Raw genomic sequence first — 19,165 nt, forward strand, 5'->3', positions numbered from 1 at the left:
TTATGGATTGGAGCAATTGTGGTGATGGATAATTTATCAGTACATACTGCTGCGGTGATTCAAGACTCAATTGAAGCAGTTGGCGCACGTCTTGTCTTTTTACCTCCTTACTCACCTGACTTATCTCCAATTGAATTATGCTGGTCAAAACTGAAGCACTGTTTGCGAGCAGCAAAAGTTACAACACATGAGGCACTAAATCAACTTTTAACTCAGATTGTGAATCAGCAAATTTCCTCTGATGATGCTTGGGGTTGGTTTGCCCACTGTGGTCTATTCATTTGAAAACTGCTGTAAGTAGTTTTTGAGGCTTATATTAAGTTATAGCACCCTTACATGTGATAAAAAATTCTTTTCAAGTTTCTCTGTTCGCTCTATTTTGGCGAATTTTCCAGCTTATTTGGATTCACCCAACGATTTAAAAATTCGTTTTTATTTTTGTGTATCTTGATTTGCACTTCCTTAGAACCTAACTTGATGATTTCTGCGGGAATTCTCTGGATATTAGTAGAATCACCACGAGCTTTATAAAGCCAAATGACTTTTTGCCCTACTTCAAAATAGTCAGGATTGGTAGTTAAGGAAGGTGTTGTTTTTGCCCAAGTGGGAGAAGCAATTACTAAGTTGAACACAATTAGTAATAACACTATAGTAATTTGGAAGAATTTCATATCCATTACATTTAGTAAATTTCTCAATCAAGCTGGTGTGCTATCTATATAAGAGCTTGATATAGTTGGTTTACTTTCTTAAAGCTGATTTTTAAGTTACACATATACGACTGATATTTAATTGCGTGAAATATATGTAACGTGTGTTCTATCGTAGGCTAACGCGCCAAAACCCTAATGTGGTGTGTTACAACTTGGGTAACACACCCTATATATACTTAGATTTTTTCAAAAATAAAATTGCATTGCTATAGCTCATAAATATTCTTTAACTCATTTAGCATTAATTTACTTGAGAAATCTGATTTAAGCTTGGTTTCAGCTTTTTTGTCACAGTTGTTGTTAGTTTGGAAAACTTGCTTATTTCTAGGTATTAAATAAATTAACAGGCAAATATTTTGTTAAAGTTTGAATATTTACTAATTAGATGATAAATAACTTTGAAATAATAATCAAATATTCTTATTTTTTAAAAGCATAACTTAAATTAATGGTAAGCTAATTGAATATTTTGCCAAATACAGATTTAGATTGACAGCAAATCTTAAGGAAAGTGAAGTATATAAACTAAATCTTCATGCCAGAGATAAAGCTTGTTTTACTTCTAATTTTCGCTCGGATAATTCACTAGTTCTTTCGTATTCGCTTGTTGATTAGTTTTGCGCTCTAATTTTGGGGAGCGATCGCCCAACACCAACTCATCTATCCTAGCTAATGGAAAAAACTCCTGAAATCACAATCTCTATCTCAAGAATAATAGACGTAAAACAATCTTTACCATAGAAAATAAAATATATAGAGTTTTATAAACTTTAATCGATATGCCTCAGAGTAGAGGCCTACTTGTAGCAAAACAACTCAATATTGGCAAACTACTGTGTGCCCTGCGGCCAGAATTAAATCTATCTCAACAAAAGTTTGCCGCCGATGGCGTTATCCCAACAATCAACCGTTGGAAAAATCGACGTGTGATACTTCTGCTTCGGCAATGCAGTGTATTAGTACCTTACTCAATGAGTTGGAGTTGGGCGATCAAGGTAAAATTCTTCAAGCAACATAACTTTAGACAACAAGAGTAAGCTTTTTGTCTGATGCTGAATAGCTCCTTCAAATCGGCACTCAGTAATGTTTTAGTAAGTTATAAACGAAAAGAGAATTTTCAGGAGTAGATGACTACAACTGTAGCTTTGTACCCGACCCATGACTAATCGAGAGGAACTAATGAAAAACAAGTCAACGCCACCAACTAAGGCCGACGGCAATTTCCTTCTCGGTGGGGGTGAAATGGGTGCGCGGATGCGAGAATTCGATTGGTCGAAAACCTCTCTAGGACCAATACAGCATTGGCCGCAGAGTTTAAAAACTGCGGTGCGGATTATGCTCACTTCTCGCCAACCGATGTTTGTCTGGTGGGGCGACGAACTGATTAACCTTTACAACGACCCTTACAAAGCTATTATTGGCGGCAAACACCCAGATGCACTCGGCCAGCCAGCTTCCTACGTGTGGCGAGAGATTTGGGATCAGGTTAGGCCGAGAGCAGAATCAGCGATGCTTAAGAATGAGGGCACTTACGACGAAGCGCTGTTACTGATTATGGAGCGTAACGGCTACCCAGAGGAAACCTATTATACTTTTTCTTATAGCCCAGTTCCCAATGACGAGGGCGACACAGGTGGGATTATCTGCGCCAACACAGATGATACACAACGCATCATTAGTGAGCGTCAGTTGAAACTGTTACGAGAGTTAGCAACTAGAACAGCAGACGCACGGACATTCGATGCCGCCTGTACGCTGAGTGCGAGTTGTTTGGAAACCAATCCCTACGACTTACCCTTTGCGATGATTTATTTGGTCGATCCAGATCAAGAGCAAGTTTTTCTTGCCAGAACATGCCGCATTCAGCCAAACCAAATCGCAGCTCCACAAACAGTTGCGCTCAATTCTGATACAGTTTGGCCTTTTGCGGAAGTCATCACAACCCATCAAACAAGGTTGGTTGAAATTTTCGAAGCAGATTTTGGCAGCTTGCCTTCTGGTGTATGGCAGCGATCACCACATCAAGCAGTGGCTGTACCCATCCCACCATCCGGTCAAAGCGGTAAAGCTGCCATCTTAATTGCTGGCTTAAATCCCTTCAGGGTATTCGACGACAATTATAGAGGATTCATCGAACTAATTGCCGCTCAAATTGCAGCTAGCATTGCCAACGCCCAAGCTTACGAACAAGAGCGCAAACGTGCCGAAGCTCTAGCAGAAATTGATCGCGCCAAAACTGTCTTCTTTAGCAACGTCAGCCACGAGTTTCGTACCCCATTAACTTTAATGTTGGGGCCGTTAGAAGAAACCTTAGCCAATTGTGCCAACCTGCTACCAGCCAATGAACAAGAGCAGTTAAAAATGGTGCAACGCAACGGAATGCGTTTATTGAAACTAGTCAACAGCCTGCTAGACTTCTCGCGGATTGAAGTTGGACGGGTTCAAGCTTCATATGAACCCACAGACTTAACCATTTTCACCGCCGAACTAGCTAGTGTTTTTCGTTCAGCGATCGAACGGGCAGGAATGCAGTTATCAGTTAATTGTCCTCCTTTACCGGCACCAGTGTATGTAGATCGTCAGATGTGGGAAAAAATTGTTTTTAACCTGCTGTCTAATGCATTCAAATTCACTTTAGCAGGAGAAATTTTGGTGAATTTGCACTGGGTAGAAAATGACGCGTCTGCATTCGTAGAATTGTCAGTGCAAGATACAGGAATTGGTATTCCAGCAATAGAAATTCCCCATCTGTTTGAACGATTTCACCGCGTCAAAGGAGCGCAAGGACGAACTTTTGAAGGCTCAGGAATTGGCTTGTCACTAGTGCAAGAATTGGTGAAAATGCATGGTGGAACAGTCCAAGTAACCAGTGTTTTAGGAGCAGGTAGTTGCTTTACTGTGTCAATTCCCACAGGATACACTCATTTGCCTCCAGACCGGATTGGTGCGACTCGCAGCTTAACTTCAACTGCATTAGGTGCAGCACCCTATTTAGAAGAAGCTCTGCGTTGGTTACCCGAAGAGAACACTGGGGACAAGGGAACAAGAGAAGAGTTTTCCCAATCTCTAATCTCTAATCCTGATTACCCCTTATCCTCTTCAAAGGCTTCACCTTCCTCAATATCCCGGATTCTTCTAGCTGACGACAATGCTGATATGCGTGATTATGTCAAGCGATTGTTAAGTCAGCACTATGAAGTGGAAGCAGTGCCAGATGGTTTAGCTGCTTTGGATTCTGTACGGCGGCGTCTGCCAGACTTGGTACTGACAGATGTGATGATGCCTTTGTTGGATGGTTTTGGATTGTTACAAGCATTACGCGCCGATCCGCAGACGAGAAAAGTTCCGATTATTCTGTTGTCGGCACGGGCAGGAGAAGAGGCATGGGCGGGAGGTTTAGAAGCTGGAGCTGATGATTACCTAATTAAACCGTTCTCTGCCCGTGAATTATTAGTGCGAGTAGAAGCAGCCATAAAAATGGCTCGTCTGAGACAGCAGGCAATGGAACGCGAACAAGAGTTACGCATTGAGACTGAGGTCGCAAAAGCACACCTGGAGACAGTTTTAGCTGGTATTCAAGACCAGTTCTTTGTGCTGGATTGCGAGTGGCGCTACACCTTTGTTAATCAGCGAGTAACAGAAGTTCTTGGTCTTTCAAAGGAAGAATTACTAGGTAGGAGCATTTGGGAAGTGTTTCCAGATATTGTAGCGAGCGAGTTTGATATCCAGGTTCATCGAGCGATCGCCCAACAGACCGTTGTTCGTTTTGAATACTTCTATCCTAAATGGAATCGCTGGTTTGAGAATCGCATTTATCCCTTTGCAGAAGGAGTATCTATATTTACTACAGATATTAGTGATATATACGAAGAACTGCGCTTACGCAAACAAGCACAAGAAGCACTTCGAGAGAGTGAGGAACGCTTTCGGCTAATGGCAGATTCAGCACCAACATTGATTTGGATGTCTGGTATCGATAAAATATGTAATTATTTTAACAATTCCTGGTTGGACTTCACTGGGCGAACCATAGAGCAAGAAATGGGCAATGGTTGGACTCAAGGAGTGCATCCTGAGGATCTGCAATATTGCTTAAATACTTATGCAAACGCCTTTGATGCCCGTCAAAGGTTGGAAATGGAATATCGACTTAGACGCTTTGATGGCGAATACCGCTGGATTTTTGATGTTGGTGTACCCAGGTTTACTCCCGAAGGAGACTTTTTAGGGTACATCGGCTCGTGTATTGATATTAGCGAACGCAAGGCAGCAGAGTCAGAACGCGATCGCCTGTTGCAACTTGAGCAAGCTGCMAGAACCGAAGCCGAAAGAGCCAACCGGATCAAGGATGAGTTTTTAGCAGTACTGTCCCATGAATTGCGATCGCCACTCAATCCGATTCTCGGTTGGGCAAATCTGTTACTGACGCGTGAGTTTGACCAAGCCGCACTCAAAAAAGCTATTGCCACGATTGAGCGTAATGCTAAATTACAAGCTCAACTGATTGAAGATTTACTTGATGTTTCTCGCATCTTACAAGGCAAACTCGGCCTCAACATGCTTCCTGTCAACCTAGTGTTTGTGATTGATGCAGCATTAGAGACAGTGCGTCTGGCAGCAGAGGCTAAAAATATTCAAATTCAGAAAATTTTAGATGCTTCTGTAGAGCAAATTCTGGGTGATTCCAGCCGTTTACAACAAGTAATCTGGAATTTGTTATCGAATGCTGTTAAATTCACTCCTGAAGGTGGAAAAATTGAAATTCAACTTCAGCGTATTGACAATCATGCTGAAATTTTTGTGAGTGATACAGGCAAGGGAATCGGTTCCGAATTCCTGCCTTACGTGTTTGAATATTTTCGTCAAGCTGATAGCACAACAACCCGCAAGTTTGGTGGCTTGGGGTTAGGGTTAGCAATTGTCCGTCATCTAGTAGAACTACATGGGGGAACGATTTGGGCAGAAAGTTTAGGTGAAGGGCAAGGAGCTAGTTTTACACTCAGGCTACCGATAATCAAAAAAGATTTAGCCGTAAAACAAGACATCAATACTACTGATTTAGATGCTTGTCCTGCGATTGAAATTCTTACTGGCATTCAAATCTTAGTTGTGGACGATGACGTAGATACCCGTGAATTCCACACATTCGTCCTAGAACAAGCCGGAGCAAATGTCACCTCTGTGTCTTCGGCTTTGGAAGCATTAGAAGCCTTGGCACAATCAAAACCAGATATTTTAGTGAGTGATATCGGGATGCCACAAACAGATGGTTACATGCTGATGCGTCAAGTTAGAGCATTGCAGGCAGAGCAAGGGACACAGATTGTGGCGATCGCTCTTACTGCTTATGCAGGAGAAATTAACCAGCAACTAGCACTCGAATCCGGGTTTCAAAAGCATATATCCAAACCCGTCGAACCAGAGGAATTAATCATGGCAATTGCTACTTTAATTGGTAGCAGTGGGGAGTAGAGAGTAATGAACGCCAGTTGCTTACCCTGTCGGAGACGCTACACGAACAAGTCGGCAGAGGCGCTCAACACACTGGCTCTCGTTGACTAAGGAGTCTTAAGTCCTTACCTAAGAGCTAAGAATTTTCCCCTCTGCCCCCTGCTCCCCATCTCCTCATCTCCCTATACTCCCCAACTACCTCATCCCTTAGTATATTTGTCAATAATATTAGCTAAGTCTGGCACCGCCTCTTCAACGTGTTTTTTGGCTGAACCACGCAGTTTTTCATATGTTCCTCGGACGATTTGGCGTTTGACAGTTTTCAGCTTCGCGTCAGTTACGCTTAAGAGCGCGTCTGCTGTAGATGAGGAATTTGCAATCACATACCCTACCGGGTCGCCCTTTCCCACGCCTTCATTCCAAATGGGATCGAGCGCCGTCAAGCACTGGGGCAAAAGCTGTTCAACGCCATAAGCAATGTATCCAGGCTTGACTCCCTTTAAGGCACCGAAGGCAGCTTTCAGAGCTATACCGCTGATACCTGACTTAGACGCAACTTGTGTTTCGATCATCTTGCAACAATCTTCTACGACCATAGCTTTTTTGTTTGGGTTCAAAAGTTCGTCGCTGAGTCCCATTTCACTCCTCCTGAGAATTCAGTACTTAATTTTCATTCGACTAATTTTTTTGCAAGCAGGAAATTAAAGAAAATGGTTATAGAGATGCCATTACCAGTCCTAAAGATAACCTTGCTGTGCTGTTCAATCGTTGTCTGAAAGTTAGATATAACTTAATTGTGTGGTCTTAGTATTACATTAAAAAGGTATTCCTAAATAAATATACTTAAATATATCATCTGAATTTGTATTGTTTTATATTACAAATTCAAAGTTTAAATAAAACACTAATAGACATGTTAGATGATGCTTAACCAATTGTTGAGAATTTTGTAAGCAGTGGTGCGATGGCAAATAGCAATTATAGACAATTATCATAGCTTAATGGCTATTAAGTCATATGCCAATAGCGTTATTTATTTTTGTCCTGCACTCTTTTGAATAAAAAAATTATTGCGATGACAAGTTGATGCCAATAGCATGTACAATTTTTACTTAAAATTTAAACGATGCGAGACAATGTGTGAGTAGCAAGTTTAACTTTACTCCTGTAATTTATAGTAGGTGTAAGGCTATGATTTCTCCAAATTATGATTCAATTTCTACTGTAAACGAACTGCTGAGAAAAATCAGAATCAAAGAAAGTCAGCTAAAAATTGCACAAGAATCTGACATGGTAAATGTAGTTACAGCATTACAAACTCAACTCTTAGAGTTAGAGGATCAGTTATCAGACTCACCTGACCTAGAATTACAAGCGTTGATGAGTTTGTTGGATGATTGAATTTTTGGCATTGCTGATCAGTGGGATGATTTTTGTCTCACGCACAGACGCAGGGGAAAGTCTGAGCGGAGGTTTCCTCCAATAAGAACTTTCCATGACAAAGGCGCAGAGAGTAAGAGTTTGAGAGATTGAATTTCTAATTTTCATTCCTTGATTCAGGAACGCCGAATTTTTTACTTTAACTTGAGAAAATATCAACACCATAAAATCAAAAACGTAGACTTATAGCGATCGCAGTTCAGTGCAGCTAGTTGAGTTAAACTTCAACCGGATGTTGTCCATAATAAGGCAAAGCCTCTGACCAGTTAGGAGATTTGCCTTGTTGCCAATCAATTTCAGCTAGTTCCAAAATACTTATTACCGTTTGGGCTAATCCAGATTCGGCTTGAATCAACTGATAGCTAGTATTCCAATTGGCTAAAGTTTCTTGCCATGCTTCTGGTGTCATAACTGTATCTGGTAATAAAGCTATTAGCCCAGAAGCATCTGGCATCAGCTGATAAATAGCAGTAAAAATTTGGCCTCGTTGTCCTGGCATTTGGACAGCGAGAGTTTTGGGATTCTGACTTTTGCTTGCTTGTGACCAAGCTACGGCTGCCAAAGTTGAAATTGCAAATACAGGAATATCTAATTGTTGCCCCAACGTTCGGGCAGTAACGACACCAATTCTAGTGCCAGTAAAGCCACCAGGGCCTTTTGCAACTGCAATCAAAGACAAATCTGTCCAAGTTTGTGGTTTGATAAATTCAATTAAATATTGATGTATTAAACTAGATAAATCGCGTCCTAAATTCCAAATTTGAGAGCGAGTCTCACCTGCAAAATTACTAATTGCTATACCTAATTCAGGAGTCGTAGTGTGTAGTGATAAAGCGTATTTTATTGTAGTAGTTTGGGTTGACATAAGTATAAATTTATACTAAATAATAATTATTCTCAGCCGACCTGATTGCAAATTATTCATATTTTGCCGAAGACATTAAACGCTAAAAGTATTTTTTTGTCAACCTTTGGGTGATTTTGGCGGGAGATGGAGGGTTTTTGCGTGTACTTTCTCTCGCTAAACATCAAGGTAATTACCTAATCATAAGATAAGTATTAACAAATGCGATCGCCAAATAATTGTTCTAGCACAGGGCGGCTAAATCACGCCATCCATTCAAAATGTCTAAAACTCTAATGCAACAGTAATTATGAATTACGAATTACCCATAGCGTTACTAATTATTTTAACTACAGCTAATTGCTGAAGCTGAGTTAACTCTAGTTAAATCTCCAATGAATATGCCTGTATATTTATAAGGTGATGAACCAGAACAAGTCATCGGATTTGTATTAGCACGACGGGGAGTCCACCACGAATCTGCGTTCACTGTCAAATTGATGCCATTCCATAATAATCCGGTGACAACTAATGAGTTCGTTTTACCATCATCAGCCTTTTTGGCAGTCAGAAATGTGGCATAGTAAACGCTACCATTGTCTGGATTAATTTTTGCTAAAATTGCAACTTTTGGCCCGCCACCACTTCCATAACTAGGTAGCCAACGACCAGTAGCAAAGCGTCGAAAATCATTACCAGGCTGGCTACCTGTGGATGAGAAAACACCATACAAAACGTTTCCTCCATTCCAAAGTAGTCCGTAGCCTGTACCATCATCATTCGTTGTTTCGTAATCAGTGCGACACCATTTCTTGAGACCATTCTGAAAACTGACGATTCGAGGGTCTTTGTTTTGAGATGATACTTGCTGATAACCAATGTAAATAGTTGTTTGCCCCACAGTTACTTTCGGGCCATTTTTACTTTTGATAGTTGTCTCTGTGTCATTGCATGTAAATGTCACACCTTTACCGATAGATGACTGTACACTACTTTGGGCAAAGACTTGCAGGATTGGAAAGTCAGCAGCTAATGTAACTGATAAAAACAAAAATACTAGATATTTTGGCAATTTAGGACAATAAATCATTGAACTTTGGTGGTTAACATGTTTAAAAACAAACGATATCACAAAGTTTCAGTAATTGCTAACTCTTAATACTCTGAATAGTTGGTGTGAATATTTATTGTTCTGATGAGGCAGTTCGCGTAGCGTGTCGAACACAAGGCAGGAGACAATTAGCACGATTAAACAAGGTTTAAGCTTATCTAATTTTTATTAATATAGTTTTGTTTTTTTACACCGTTTTACCTATAGCAATCAGATTTTATTTTTGAAAAAACCTAAGATATAAGGGTGTGTTATCGGCGAGAGTACAGCACCACATCAAGGTTTTGGTGCGTTAGCCCATAATATAACATACCCTACTGGTGTGGCAAAGCTGAAATAGCCTCTAAGCGTGACTCTCGTGGGATGGGCGTCTCGCCCGTCCGAGGCGGGCAGGATGCCCACCCCACAAGAAATTTTATTGCAACATTTAAGGTTTGCCACGCCACTAAGTATATTTCATCCAATCAAATATAAGTTTTATATGGTCAAAAAAAGTCAAAGGTCAGGTGGTCTTTTTTTATTGAATAATAAATTATTAAAGAATCAAATTAGGAATAATTTTAACCCTAGCACTCTCAATCATTCATAAAAAACAAAATTTCTAAGTTATATCAAAACTAGGGTATTTATAGTTTGTAATTGTTGCAAATTAAGAGAATTTTTAGGTTTATAAGTATTAAGTAAATAAAAACTGATGACGGAATTTGATATTATTAATACTTTATGCATCACTCCTGGTAAATTATGCGTTGATAAACAGTTATGTATTGTTATACACCAGTTTAATAGTTTATTTATCTTCTAACTAAAGAAGCGGAGAATTGTTAAATATTTATATATTTTTATATACATTTATGTTGCCGTTATTATTATATTTTGCAATTTGAGATGTATTAGTTTGACCACTACTTGTTTTCTGTAGCTTTATTTTTGTCAACATTACAAAGATATCCATTGATATAATTTTTGAGATAAAACGTATCCAGAGACACAAAGAAACTTAACTTATATTGTATACCTTTAGTAGTAGTGTCTTAATTCTTGTGATGGAAGTTGGGTAATAATAGAAACAATTATTATTAGTACTCAATCATTGAAGGAGTGAGAAAGTGGATTAAACAACAATCACAATTTAAGGTTGAAATCCTGGATTTTTGGAGTATCGTACCGAATCTAATTTATTTGCTAGTCAAAATTTGGCTCGGTGCTGGGGTTGCTCGTACATTAGTATAATCTCAAGTCAGCATCCTTTGGCTTACTACTTATGTGAGCTAGGAAATCCTCTAACCAAAGGTAGAAGTAATACTTAGCAAAATGTTATAGCTTGTTTTTTTAAAAGTAATAAGCGTACCAAAAATATTCAGTGTTTACTAAGTAGTTTCTACATTCAATTTACATTGAGTATCTAAATTTAATTGCTAAATGTATTATTTAAAAACTGAATTATATATAGTTTTGTCGTATATAGATAATAGAAAATCTTTATAAAGGTACTATTATCAATTCAAGTTAACAACAATTGCAGCTTCATGAAAATCGAATTTTTCACTCAACAAAATCAGAGATGCTGCAATACCAAGTCTTTACCAAGTAGATTTTTTACCCAACCTCTGCAAGTAAGTAGCGGGAATTTAAGGTGAATATAGAAAAGTTTATCCAACGCGCAGAAGTATTGCACAAGCGTTTAGCAGATTTATACCAAACTGCTAGCGTATTGCCTTGGATTCCATCAGATCTTCTGCCAGACGCTTTTAAGGAACTCTATAGCACCTCAAAGATAGTGCAGTTAGCGGCAGAGGAACTGTATCAACAAAACGAGGAATTAATACAAACACGGAATTGGCTAGAAGCAGAACGCCAACACTACCAAGACTTATTCGAGTTGGCACCAGACGGCTATTTAATAACGAATACAGAAGGTATTATTCAAGAAGCTAACCACACAGCAGCTAAATTGTTTAATGTTTCAAAGAATTTTCTTGTGGGCAAATTAATAATTAATTTTGTCCCTCTTGAAGAACGTCAACAGGTTTGTGATGAACTCATTCAACTGTCGCAATCAGGAAGAGCTAAAGAGTTGTTAATACGTTTGCAACAAAGTCATGGCGAGTTGTTTGATGCAGCTTTGACAGTGCTTGTTGTCCGTAATCTGCAAGGGAAAGCCACCTCTTTACGTTGGATGCTACGTAATATTTCTCAGCGTCAATCTTTTGAATCAGCAGTAGTTAAGAATCATAGCAGCGAGCTGTTTTCTGAGTATCCTGTGCATAAACATTCTAAAGGAGAAACTATTCCTCTTAACCCACTAGTCATTTGCTATGTTTACCAGGGTTTAGTCAAGTTAAGTACTTATTGCGAAACAGGCGAAGAAGTACTCTTAGGATTAGCAACAGCAGGAATGGTTTTTGGTACTAGTTTGACTTCTCTAAATGTTTACCAAGCAATAGCTCTTTCTGATGTTAAATTGGTATCACTTTACGTAGCAGAAGTAGCAGCTTCGCCAACTTTGAGTCATACTCTTTTACCAAAAATCAATCACCGATTACAGCAAACAGAATCTTTTTTAGTCATTTCTGGCAGAAGAAGAGTACAAGAGCGGCTCCACTATCTATTAGAACTTTTGAAACAAGAAATCGGTGAAACTGTACCAGATGGAACTCGCTTGAGTGTTCGTTTAACTCATGAAGATATTGCTAGTGCTTGTTGTACTACAAGAGTTACAATTACTCGATTGATGGGCAAATTACAAGAACAAGGTGTAATTGATTTAGACTTAAAAAAACATATTATTTTGAGAGCTTTAGATTAATTAAATGGGTCGTTATAATAACCGTCAATATGACCAAAGAGAAGCAATCCCAAAAACAGGCGAGTATTACTAATTAGGAATTCATATCAAACTTGGGCATCTGATTATTCAGTATAGCGACGCGGTGTATAAACCCAAACATTACCGTTGCAGCGGTTAATAATTCGGGTTTTTGTGGAACCGACAAGAATAATTGTCCGCATGTCGGCGGTAGCTGGTGCTAACTCCTCAAGTGTTATTACTTTCACAATTTGTCCTGGTCTGCCGAGATTTCGTGCTAAGACTACTGGTGTATCCGAAGTTCGATATTGCAACAAAATATTTCTCGCTTCTGCCAGTTGCCAAGTACGCTCTTTGGAAACAGGGTTGTAGAAAGCAATTACGAAATCAGCTTCGGCAGCAGCAGCAATTCGTTGGGTGATCGCCGACCAAGGCTTTAAGATGTCAGAAAGAGAAATTGCACAGAAGTCATGCCCAAGGGGCGCACCAATAGCTGCTGCTGCTGCCTGCATGGCTGAGATGCCTGGTGCTACATGAATGTCGATACTCTCCCATTCCGGTTTAGGATAGCGATCGCATACTTCAAAAACTGCTGTTGCCATTGCATAGATACCAGGGTCACCAGATGAAACCACAGCTACATATCGCCCAGATGCAGCTAAATCAAGCGCCATCTTTGCCCGTGCTTCTTCTTGGCGGTTATCAGATTCATGCCGTTGCTTCCCATCTCCGAAAGAACCGATTAAATCTAAGTAAGTTTTGTAACCCACCAAATCAGTTGCCGATTTAAGTATTTCCTTGACTTCCCCAGACATCCACTCTTGACCACCGGGGCCTGTACCAATAATCGCTAACCGTCCGCGTGGTTGACCAATGGTATTGGGGTCAATTGGCTTTTGGGCAATGGCGATCGCCATGTGACCAGAAAAAGATATGGGAAATGCGCCTGTAGCTGCTATTACTACGGCTTGGGCGGGGCTATAACCTTGTGAAAGTAAGTTTTCTAGCTGATTTGAGGTAAAAAAGCGAGCAGGTACTTTCAAGGTGCTAGCTACGGCGTAGATGGCAGGATTGGTAGCAGCGGTAATGGGTGCAAATATGCCTGCGACTGATGCGGTTGCTAGTGCGGCATCAGCTAATAGTTGGTGTATTAAGGCTAGTGTTTGGTCTACATCAATGATGGCATCAATGGCGATCGCTATAGTTGCAGGATAATAGACAAGGCAGTTAGGTGCAGAAGTCACTAAGCGTTCTGTAACCTGAATGGTCAAATCTCCATTTGCATCTATAGGCAGTTTGCTATTGCTCAACCAAGGTGCTGTACCTTGTAGCTTGACTTGCGCCCCAGCTAGCAAATCTGAGATAAATTTTTTTGCATCGTCTGGGTTCGCTAAATGATATCCGGGGGGAGGAGATAACAGCGCTGTGCCCAAACGTAAATCGCCTGTGGCGGTAATTGCGGGTTTTATCTCAAGCGCTTGAGCAATCCGGCGTGCCAAATCATTTACTCCACCAAGTCCGCCCAACAGAGGAACAACAGCGCTACCATCTTCAGCCACAGCTAGCACTGGTGGTTCTTGTCCTTTATCACAGAGCATCGGAGCTAGCGTCCTAATCAAAATACCAGCTGCACAAATTCCAATCAACGGTGTTCCCTGAGCAAATAACTCCCGCAGCGTCTCGCCAAAATTCTTAAAGCTGACATCAACTCCAGACGTGCGACCCTCTAAACCGTATAACGTCGTTCCTGGTAGGACGCTGATTATTTTGTGTGCTACTGCTACGCTATTTTGACCTAGTATTACAATGGCGGGTGCAACGTTCATCATTAATAAATTACAAATTAATTAAATTAGTATTTTTACTCTTACTAAAAACGTGGAATTGAAGATGGCAAACAACGCGCATAAATAATCTTGCAAATGCTTGAGTATACCTGCACCAAAATATCAAGTTTAACTTCTTGTGGAAGTTGAACTTGTATATCAATCAAAGCTTCAGTGATTGGGGTGCGTGAGTAGTGTTTTCGTTCTTGCATACTAATTATCGTAAACTGCCTGTGTTAACAGGGGCAATGTAAATTACAGTGCCTTTACAATATCCCAGCTTGTTTGACGTGCATTTGGTCTGATAGGAGTTTCAACAAATAATGATTTGAAGTGAGGAGTGAGGGGAGATGAGGGAGTGTGGAAAGTGTAAAGAGGTGAGAAGCTTTTTAAATCTCCCCACCTCTATGACACTCCTTCTTTGCCCAATATCAATTAGCTTTACGCTCTTTAAGTACTTGGTCTAGTAAGTTTCGTGCAGGTTGCGCTTTAGTCAATGCTGCTTGATGGTCACTGTATGCACGAACGAGGCGAGAAAGACTGCTCACACCTGCCTTGAGTTGCTCAAGTTCTTCACCACTAATCAATTCTCCATCCAGCATCCGCCCAATCAAAGGTTTGATGTCGCCCACTTCTTGGCGGACTTTTTGGAGCTTTTCTAAAGAACTTAGTAAGGTTTTTAACGAGTTCAAGATATCATCAATATCTTGGCCATCTTCTACTGGTTCAAGCTCCTCTTCAATTGTTACTGTATCTTGATCTGAAATTGCAGGCAATTCCTGTGCAGAAGTTTCATTTTTAACTCCGTTTGACCGTGGCATCAACATTTCCTCAAGGAATTTTTCTTAGTGTATCGCTTATTTTAAGTTTCTCAAGAGATTATCGTTATAATTAGTTAAATAAATAATTATAAAAATTAAACTGGATGTAAATATAATAAACTATCTATAATTCTATATTATTTACAGTGTTGTTCAAGAAGAGACATAGCCAATTCAAAACTATTAGGTTGAGTTTGTACTGCATAAGCTTCTCTTTCTAAATCTTGCCTATGGATATCGGTATAGCGCATAAAAAATGGTCGAGCATAATTGATAGGCTGAATATTTAAACCTAAAGTTTTTATTTTTCCTTTTCCCGCACATACTTGTGCAGCATGAACAGCTTCATGAGTTAGGGTCTGAGTACCGATGTTTAGCTCAAAAACTACTGGATTAATCCAAATTTTTTTACTAGCTTCTTGTAATAAACCATAAGCGCCTCGCTTTGGTGGTAGTTTAATTATTATCTGAAATCCAAATTTTTCTAATTTATTTTTTAACTCAATAAATTTTTTATCTGGATCAGCTAGTTGAGCAGTTAATAAGAAAGAAGTTAATAATAAAGTTGGTATCATAAAAAATGTGTGTTGCCTTCCAACTAAGCCAAAACATTTAAAATTATCTGCCCTCAATTAACTATAATAAATAATCCCTTTTTTGTTACTTACAGCAGAGAATAATTTGAAACTTATATTAATTATGAATTATAAATTACGCCCAGCAGGGAAGTGGTACGCTCCACTTCTTGCGCTCTCAATGATATTTTATAAACAATCAATTGAAGATAGCGTGATAGCGAAAAAGCACTCTTGTCAAAGAGTTATGGAAAATTAAAATATGTGGAATTTTTGATGAAATCAAACACCAATATTATATCTCTATTAACTACTTTATAAAATGCTACAAGTTTTGTGATAGTTAAAATTAAATTCACATAAAAGAAAAGTTTTTAAATTTAGTTAGGTATGACTTCTACAATGATGATACTTAGTTCAACCTGAAGTACTTGTATTTTCTTTAATAAGCTCATCTTTATTATCGATAACTGAAAGATGCACAATATGTACTGAACAAGGAGCATGGTGAAGGACATAGTTACTCACACTACCGAGAAATAATTCCGTTAACCCAGACCGACCGCGACGCCCCATAACAATTAAGTCAGCCCCATAACTACGGGCTGTCTCACAAATAAGGCGACCAGGATTGCCAATATTTTGAGTAAATTCCGTAGTCAGATTTGCTGTATTCCCTTCGGCACAGAAAGATTGCAACATCTCGATACCTAGATTTTTAACAGTATCCCACTGCTGCTGGTATAATTCGAAGTTTTGAGTACTCAATTCTGGGTAATAGTCAAAATTTGACATTGAAGGTATGTAAGGGCTACCATCTTCTTCTGGTGATAGGACATGCAATAGCATCAAGTTAGCTTGTGTTAACTTTGCTAAACTCAATGCTTGGTCAAAAACCTTTTGCTTTATTTCCGAGCGATCTAATGCAACTAAAATCTTTTTAAACATATATACCTCCAGTTCTATTGGTAATTGCTCTTGACGATTTCGGATTTGCAGATGTTAGATTGTCAAAAACGAGCAATCCCTTTACTATGTTTGGTGACAGTTTACACTATTTTCAATAACTGTGGAGTGCCCTCCATACTGCTGACCAGCAGACCCTTCGATTTGCTCAAAAGAAAGACTCAAAGATTTGTTCTAATTTATCATCTGGAGTGCCAATGCCAGTGTCCCAGATGATGATGGCAATGCATTGAGTATTGAGTGGTGCTAGCGGTAGCGGGGCATTTAGCCCGTTAGAAGTTCCGATTGTTACCCTATCTATTGTCTGCTGATTGACATGGACTCCTTGAAGCAAGGAACTTCAGAGCGCGGCGATTGGGTGAGTCTGGAGCAAATAGAAATGTGCCTAAATGTCCAAAATGCAATTATTAGATAAGTTTTACTAGTCATCCTCAAAATAGCAATAAATTGATTCATGTTTTCACAGAGTAGGGAAAACTCACGTATTTAAGTAATAAATCTATATTTTTTAATTTTATACTCAGTAAGTTATTTGCATTTGGCCAATTTTTCCTGTGAGCGAAGTATTGACTTAACCATAATATTTTGACAAGCTAATAGTTAGTTAATCTAACATAAATGAGTGCATCGAAACTTGTGACAATACTTACAGGAAAAATTAATCTCTGGCAACCTTCTAGCGAGTCAAAATCAGTGATTTTAGAAACTCAGGGACTGACGCGCCGTTTTGGCAAGTTAACTGCTGTTAATAACCTGAGCATATCTGTGGAACAAGGTGAAGTATTTGGGCTGCTGGGTCCGAATGGGGCAGGTAAAAGTACAGTAATTAAAATGTTGACAACTTTACTGCCAATTAGTGCAGGGAGAGCAACTTTAGCTGGCTATGATGTGACTCGTCAATCGGATCCTGTCAGACGCGCTATCGGCTATGTACCCCAAGCGCTATCTGCTGATGGTAGCCTCACGGGTTACGAAAATCTGTTAATCTTCGCCAAGCTTTATGAAATACCTGCCAAAAGACGCGATCGCTGCATCCGTGAAATTCTAGAGTATATGGGTTTGCAAGATGCAGCCAAGCGCTTAGTACGAACCTACTCTGGTGGGATGATCCGCAAATTGGAAATTGCCCAATCGATTTTGCATCAACCCCAAATTTTATTTCTAGATGAGCCGACTGTCGGACTAGACCCCATCGCCCGCACTCAAGTATGGCAACTCGTGCTACAACTTTGTGCTGATTACAGCACAACTATATTTTTAACAACCCACTTTTTAGAAGAAGCGGATAGTCTTTGTAACCGAGTAGCGATTATGCAACAAGGCGAAGTCGTGACCACAGGCGCACCAAGGGACTTAAAAGCCTCTTTGGGTAAACCTAACGCAACTTTGGATGATGTCTTTATTCACTACACAGGCGACCAGTTAACATCAGGAGTCAACTACCGTGACACAGCAAGAACCAGACGTACTGCCCAACGGTTGGGTTAAGGTACAACCTACTCGCCGAGCTAATTTCATCTCTGCATTTATCGAGCTAATTACCAAAACCTTAGCGATCGCTGAATTGGAAGTACGTAAACTACGCCACGATCCCACTGATTTAATAGTTCGAGCTGTGCAACCAGCTTTATGGTTGCTAATTTTTGGGCAAGTTTTCTCCCGGACTCGCGCCATTCCTACGGGAAACGTACCTTATTTAGATTTCATCTCTGCTGGGATTCTGGCTCAGAGTGTCCTGTTTGTGGCAATTTTCACAGGTGGGATAACGTTGATTTGGGAGCGAGATTTAGGGATTGTACATAAATTTTTAGCTAGTCCTACACCCCGTATGGCGATGGTTTTGGGTAAAGCACTGGCATGTGGAGTGCGGTGCTTATCACAGGTAGTAGTCATTTACGGATTAGCATTTTTATTAGGTGTTAAACTCAACCTCCATCCCCTAGCGATTCTGCAAGTGCTAGTGTTGGTGTTGCTAGCGGCGGCTTGCTTTTGTCTTTTTTCATTAATTATTGGCTGTTTGGTGAAAACGCGAGAACGAATGACGGGTATTGGGCAATTGTTAACGATGCCCTTGTTTTTTGCTAGCAATGCCATCTATCCCATTTCCTTGATGCCCAATTGGTTAAAATTCCTTTCCCATTTAAATCCTTTGACTTATGAGGTTGATGGCTTACGGAGCACCATGCTGCTCAGAGGCACTAGCATCTATGGCTTTGGTCTGGATTGTACAATTCTCTTATTAACATTAATAATCTTAGCCATCATTAGTGGACGACTTTATCCACGGGTGGCGATGTAATCAGGAGAACAACAATCCCATGACCTTGGATAAACCTACTCAAGGTACAACTTCCGAAGAATGTGCTGCCAGAGTAATGGAAACAGTTCCATTAGTAATGCGGTTTATCCGAGCGGATATGCGTGCCCACAGCGCCGCTTTTTTATCTATACCTCAGTTGCGATCGCTGGCATTTATTAACCGCAATCCTGGTGCTTCATTATCTGACTTGGCAGAGCATTTGGGTGTCACCTCTGCCACAGCATCAGCAACCATAGAACGCTTAGTACAACGCAACTTTGTCGAGCGGATCGCTGATCCTCAAGAGCGG

18 protein-coding genes are annotated in these 19,165 nt (G+C 39.9%); 8 read left to right on the forward strand and 10 right to left on the reverse strand.

Features of this window, described 5'->3' with window-relative positions:
- A partial coding sequence (locus FCR06_RS34475; RefSeq protein WP_138503730.1) for a transposase occupies positions 1–285 on the forward strand: 285 nt, incomplete at its 5' end.
- An 89-nt stretch (positions 286–374) separates the two neighbouring features.
- On the opposite strand, the gene FCR06_RS30540 is transcribed toward FCR06_RS34475, so the two are convergent.
- Positions 375–671 (reverse strand): hypothetical protein, encoded by a 297-nt coding sequence (locus FCR06_RS30540; RefSeq protein WP_138506499.1) that lies wholly within the window; start codon positions 669–671, stop codon positions 375–377.
- Between the two features lie 821 nt (positions 672–1,492).
- Between FCR06_RS30540 and FCR06_RS30545 the strand changes: the two genes are divergently transcribed.
- A complete protein-coding gene (locus tag FCR06_RS30545; protein ID WP_138506501.1) occupies positions 1,493–1,750 on the forward strand; it encodes a hypothetical protein in 258 nt (85 codons plus the stop codon).
- Positions 1,751–1,892: 142 nt separating this feature from the next.
- Positions 1,893–6,185: an ATP-binding protein gene (locus tag FCR06_RS30550; protein ID WP_138506502.1), complete on the forward strand. Its 4,293-nt coding sequence runs from the start codon at positions 1,893–1,895 to the stop codon at positions 6,183–6,185.
- 179 nt (positions 6,186–6,364) lie between these two features.
- Here FCR06_RS30550 and FCR06_RS30555 read toward each other — a convergent pair whose 3' ends face one another.
- Positions 6,365–6,802, reverse strand: a complete 438-nt coding sequence (locus FCR06_RS30555; RefSeq protein ID WP_138506504.1) for a DUF6918 family protein — start codon at positions 6,800–6,802, stop codon at positions 6,365–6,367.
- Between the two features lie 553 nt (positions 6,803–7,355).
- On the opposite strand from FCR06_RS30555, the gene FCR06_RS30560 reads away from it, so the two are divergent.
- Positions 7,356–7,565 (forward strand): hypothetical protein, encoded by a 210-nt coding sequence (locus FCR06_RS30560; RefSeq protein WP_138506506.1) that lies wholly within the window; start codon positions 7,356–7,358, stop codon positions 7,563–7,565.
- 256 nt (positions 7,566–7,821) lie between these two features.
- Here FCR06_RS30560 and tsaB read toward each other — a convergent pair whose 3' ends face one another.
- On the reverse strand, positions 7,822–8,469 hold the full coding sequence (gene tsaB, locus FCR06_RS30565; RefSeq protein ID WP_138506508.1) for a tRNA (adenosine(37)-N6)-threonylcarbamoyltransferase complex dimerization subunit type 1 TsaB: 648 nt from the start codon (positions 8,467–8,469) through the stop codon (positions 7,822–7,824).
- Between the two features lie 325 nt (positions 8,470–8,794).
- Positions 8,795–9,538, reverse strand: a complete 744-nt coding sequence (locus FCR06_RS30570; protein WP_138506510.1) for a hypothetical protein — start codon at positions 9,536–9,538, stop codon at positions 8,795–8,797.
- 1,657 nt (positions 9,539–11,195) lie between these two features.
- On the opposite strand from FCR06_RS30570, the gene FCR06_RS30575 reads away from it, so the two are divergent.
- Positions 11,196–12,368, forward strand: a complete 1,173-nt coding sequence (locus tag FCR06_RS30575) for a helix-turn-helix domain-containing protein (RefSeq protein WP_138506512.1) — start codon at positions 11,196–11,198, stop codon at positions 12,366–12,368.
- 104 nt (positions 12,369–12,472) lie between these two features.
- Here the strand turns inward: FCR06_RS30575 and cobJ are convergent, their stop codons facing one another.
- From cobJ to FCR06_RS30605, 6 genes are all read right to left on the reverse strand, one after another.
- Positions 12,473–14,197 carry a precorrin-3B C(17)-methyltransferase gene (gene cobJ / locus FCR06_RS30580; protein ID WP_138506514.1) on the reverse strand — a complete coding sequence of 575 codons (1,725 nt, stop codon included), beginning with the start codon at positions 14,195–14,197 and terminating at the stop codon, positions 12,473–12,475.
- A 41-nt stretch (positions 14,198–14,238) separates the two neighbouring features.
- Positions 14,239–14,406 (reverse strand): hypothetical protein, encoded by a 168-nt coding sequence (locus FCR06_RS34025; RefSeq protein ID WP_223280364.1) that lies wholly within the window; start codon positions 14,404–14,406, stop codon positions 14,239–14,241.
- A 219-nt stretch (positions 14,407–14,625) separates the two neighbouring features.
- Positions 14,626–15,015 (reverse strand): hypothetical protein, encoded by a 390-nt coding sequence (locus FCR06_RS30590; RefSeq protein ID WP_138506516.1) that lies wholly within the window; start codon positions 15,013–15,015, stop codon positions 14,626–14,628.
- 137 nt (positions 15,016–15,152) lie between these two features.
- Positions 15,153–15,590 (reverse strand): hypothetical protein, encoded by a 438-nt coding sequence (locus tag FCR06_RS30595; RefSeq protein ID WP_138506518.1) that lies wholly within the window; start codon positions 15,588–15,590, stop codon positions 15,153–15,155.
- Between the two features lie 417 nt (positions 15,591–16,007).
- Positions 16,008–16,538, reverse strand: coding sequence for a universal stress protein (locus FCR06_RS30600; RefSeq protein WP_138506520.1), 531 nt, complete (start codon positions 16,536–16,538; stop codon positions 16,008–16,010).
- 166 nt (positions 16,539–16,704) lie between these two features.
- Positions 16,705–16,890: an ATP-binding protein gene (locus FCR06_RS30605; protein ID WP_138506522.1), complete on the reverse strand. Its 186-nt coding sequence runs from the start codon at positions 16,888–16,890 to the stop codon at positions 16,705–16,707.
- Positions 16,891–17,192: 302 nt separating this feature from the next.
- Between FCR06_RS30605 and FCR06_RS30610 the strand changes: the two genes are divergently transcribed.
- The 3 genes from FCR06_RS30610 to FCR06_RS30620 all read left to right on the forward strand — a co-directional run.
- Entirely contained in the window at positions 17,193–18,044 is an 852-nt protein-coding gene (locus tag FCR06_RS30610; RefSeq protein WP_138506527.1) for an ABC transporter ATP-binding protein, read from the forward strand.
- Positions 18,001–18,855: an ABC transporter permease gene (locus FCR06_RS30615; RefSeq protein ID WP_138506523.1), complete on the forward strand. Its 855-nt coding sequence runs from the start codon at positions 18,001–18,003 to the stop codon at positions 18,853–18,855. Before FCR06_RS30610 ends, FCR06_RS30615 begins: the two co-directional genes overlap by 44 nt.
- A 19-nt stretch (positions 18,856–18,874) precedes the next feature.
- The coding region (locus FCR06_RS30620; RefSeq protein ID WP_138506525.1) for a MarR family winged helix-turn-helix transcriptional regulator at positions 18,875–19,165 on the forward strand (291 nt) is incomplete at its 3' end.

The sequence above is a fragment of the Nostoc sp. PA-18-2419 genome, assembly GCF_005869855.1.
Classification (GTDB): Bacteria; Cyanobacteriota; Cyanobacteriia; order Cyanobacteriales; family Nostocaceae; genus Nostoc.

Bases quoted from the DNA above. Each gene is read 5' to 3' on its own strand.
- FCR06_RS30590 (WP_138506516.1), bottom strand. From the start codon at position 15,015: ATGCCACGGTCAAACGGAGTTAAAAATGAAACTTCTGCACAGGAATTG.
- cobJ (WP_138506514.1), bottom strand. From the start codon at position 14,197: ATGATGAACGTTGCACCCGCCATTGTAATACTAGGTCAAAATAGCGTA.
- FCR06_RS30600 (WP_138506520.1), bottom strand. From the start codon at position 16,538: ATGTTTAAAAAGATTTTAGTTGCATTAGATCGCTCGGAAATAAAGCAA.
- tsaB (WP_138506508.1), bottom strand. From the start codon at position 8,469: ATGTCAACCCAAACTACTACAATAAAATACGCTTTATCACTACACACT.
- FCR06_RS30595 (WP_138506518.1), bottom strand. From the start codon at position 15,590: ATGATACCAACTTTATTATTAACTTCTTTCTTATTAACTGCTCAACTA.
- FCR06_RS30540 (WP_138506499.1), bottom strand. From the start codon at position 671: ATGAAATTCTTCCAAATTACTATAGTGTTATTACTAATTGTGTTCAAC.
- FCR06_RS30545 (WP_138506501.1), top strand. From the start codon at position 1,493: ATGCCTCAGAGTAGAGGCCTACTTGTAGCAAAACAACTCAATATTGGC.
- FCR06_RS30570 (WP_138506510.1), bottom strand. From the start codon at position 9,538: ATGATTTATTGTCCTAAATTGCCAAAATATCTAGTATTTTTGTTTTTA.
- FCR06_RS34025 (WP_223280364.1), bottom strand. From the start codon at position 14,406: ATGCAAGAACGAAAACACTACTCACGCACCCCAATCACTGAAGCTTTG.
- FCR06_RS30555 (WP_138506504.1), bottom strand. From the start codon at position 6,802: ATGGGACTCAGCGACGAACTTTTGAACCCAAACAAAAAAGCTATGGTC.
- FCR06_RS30560 (WP_138506506.1), top strand. From the start codon at position 7,356: ATGATTTCTCCAAATTATGATTCAATTTCTACTGTAAACGAACTGCTG.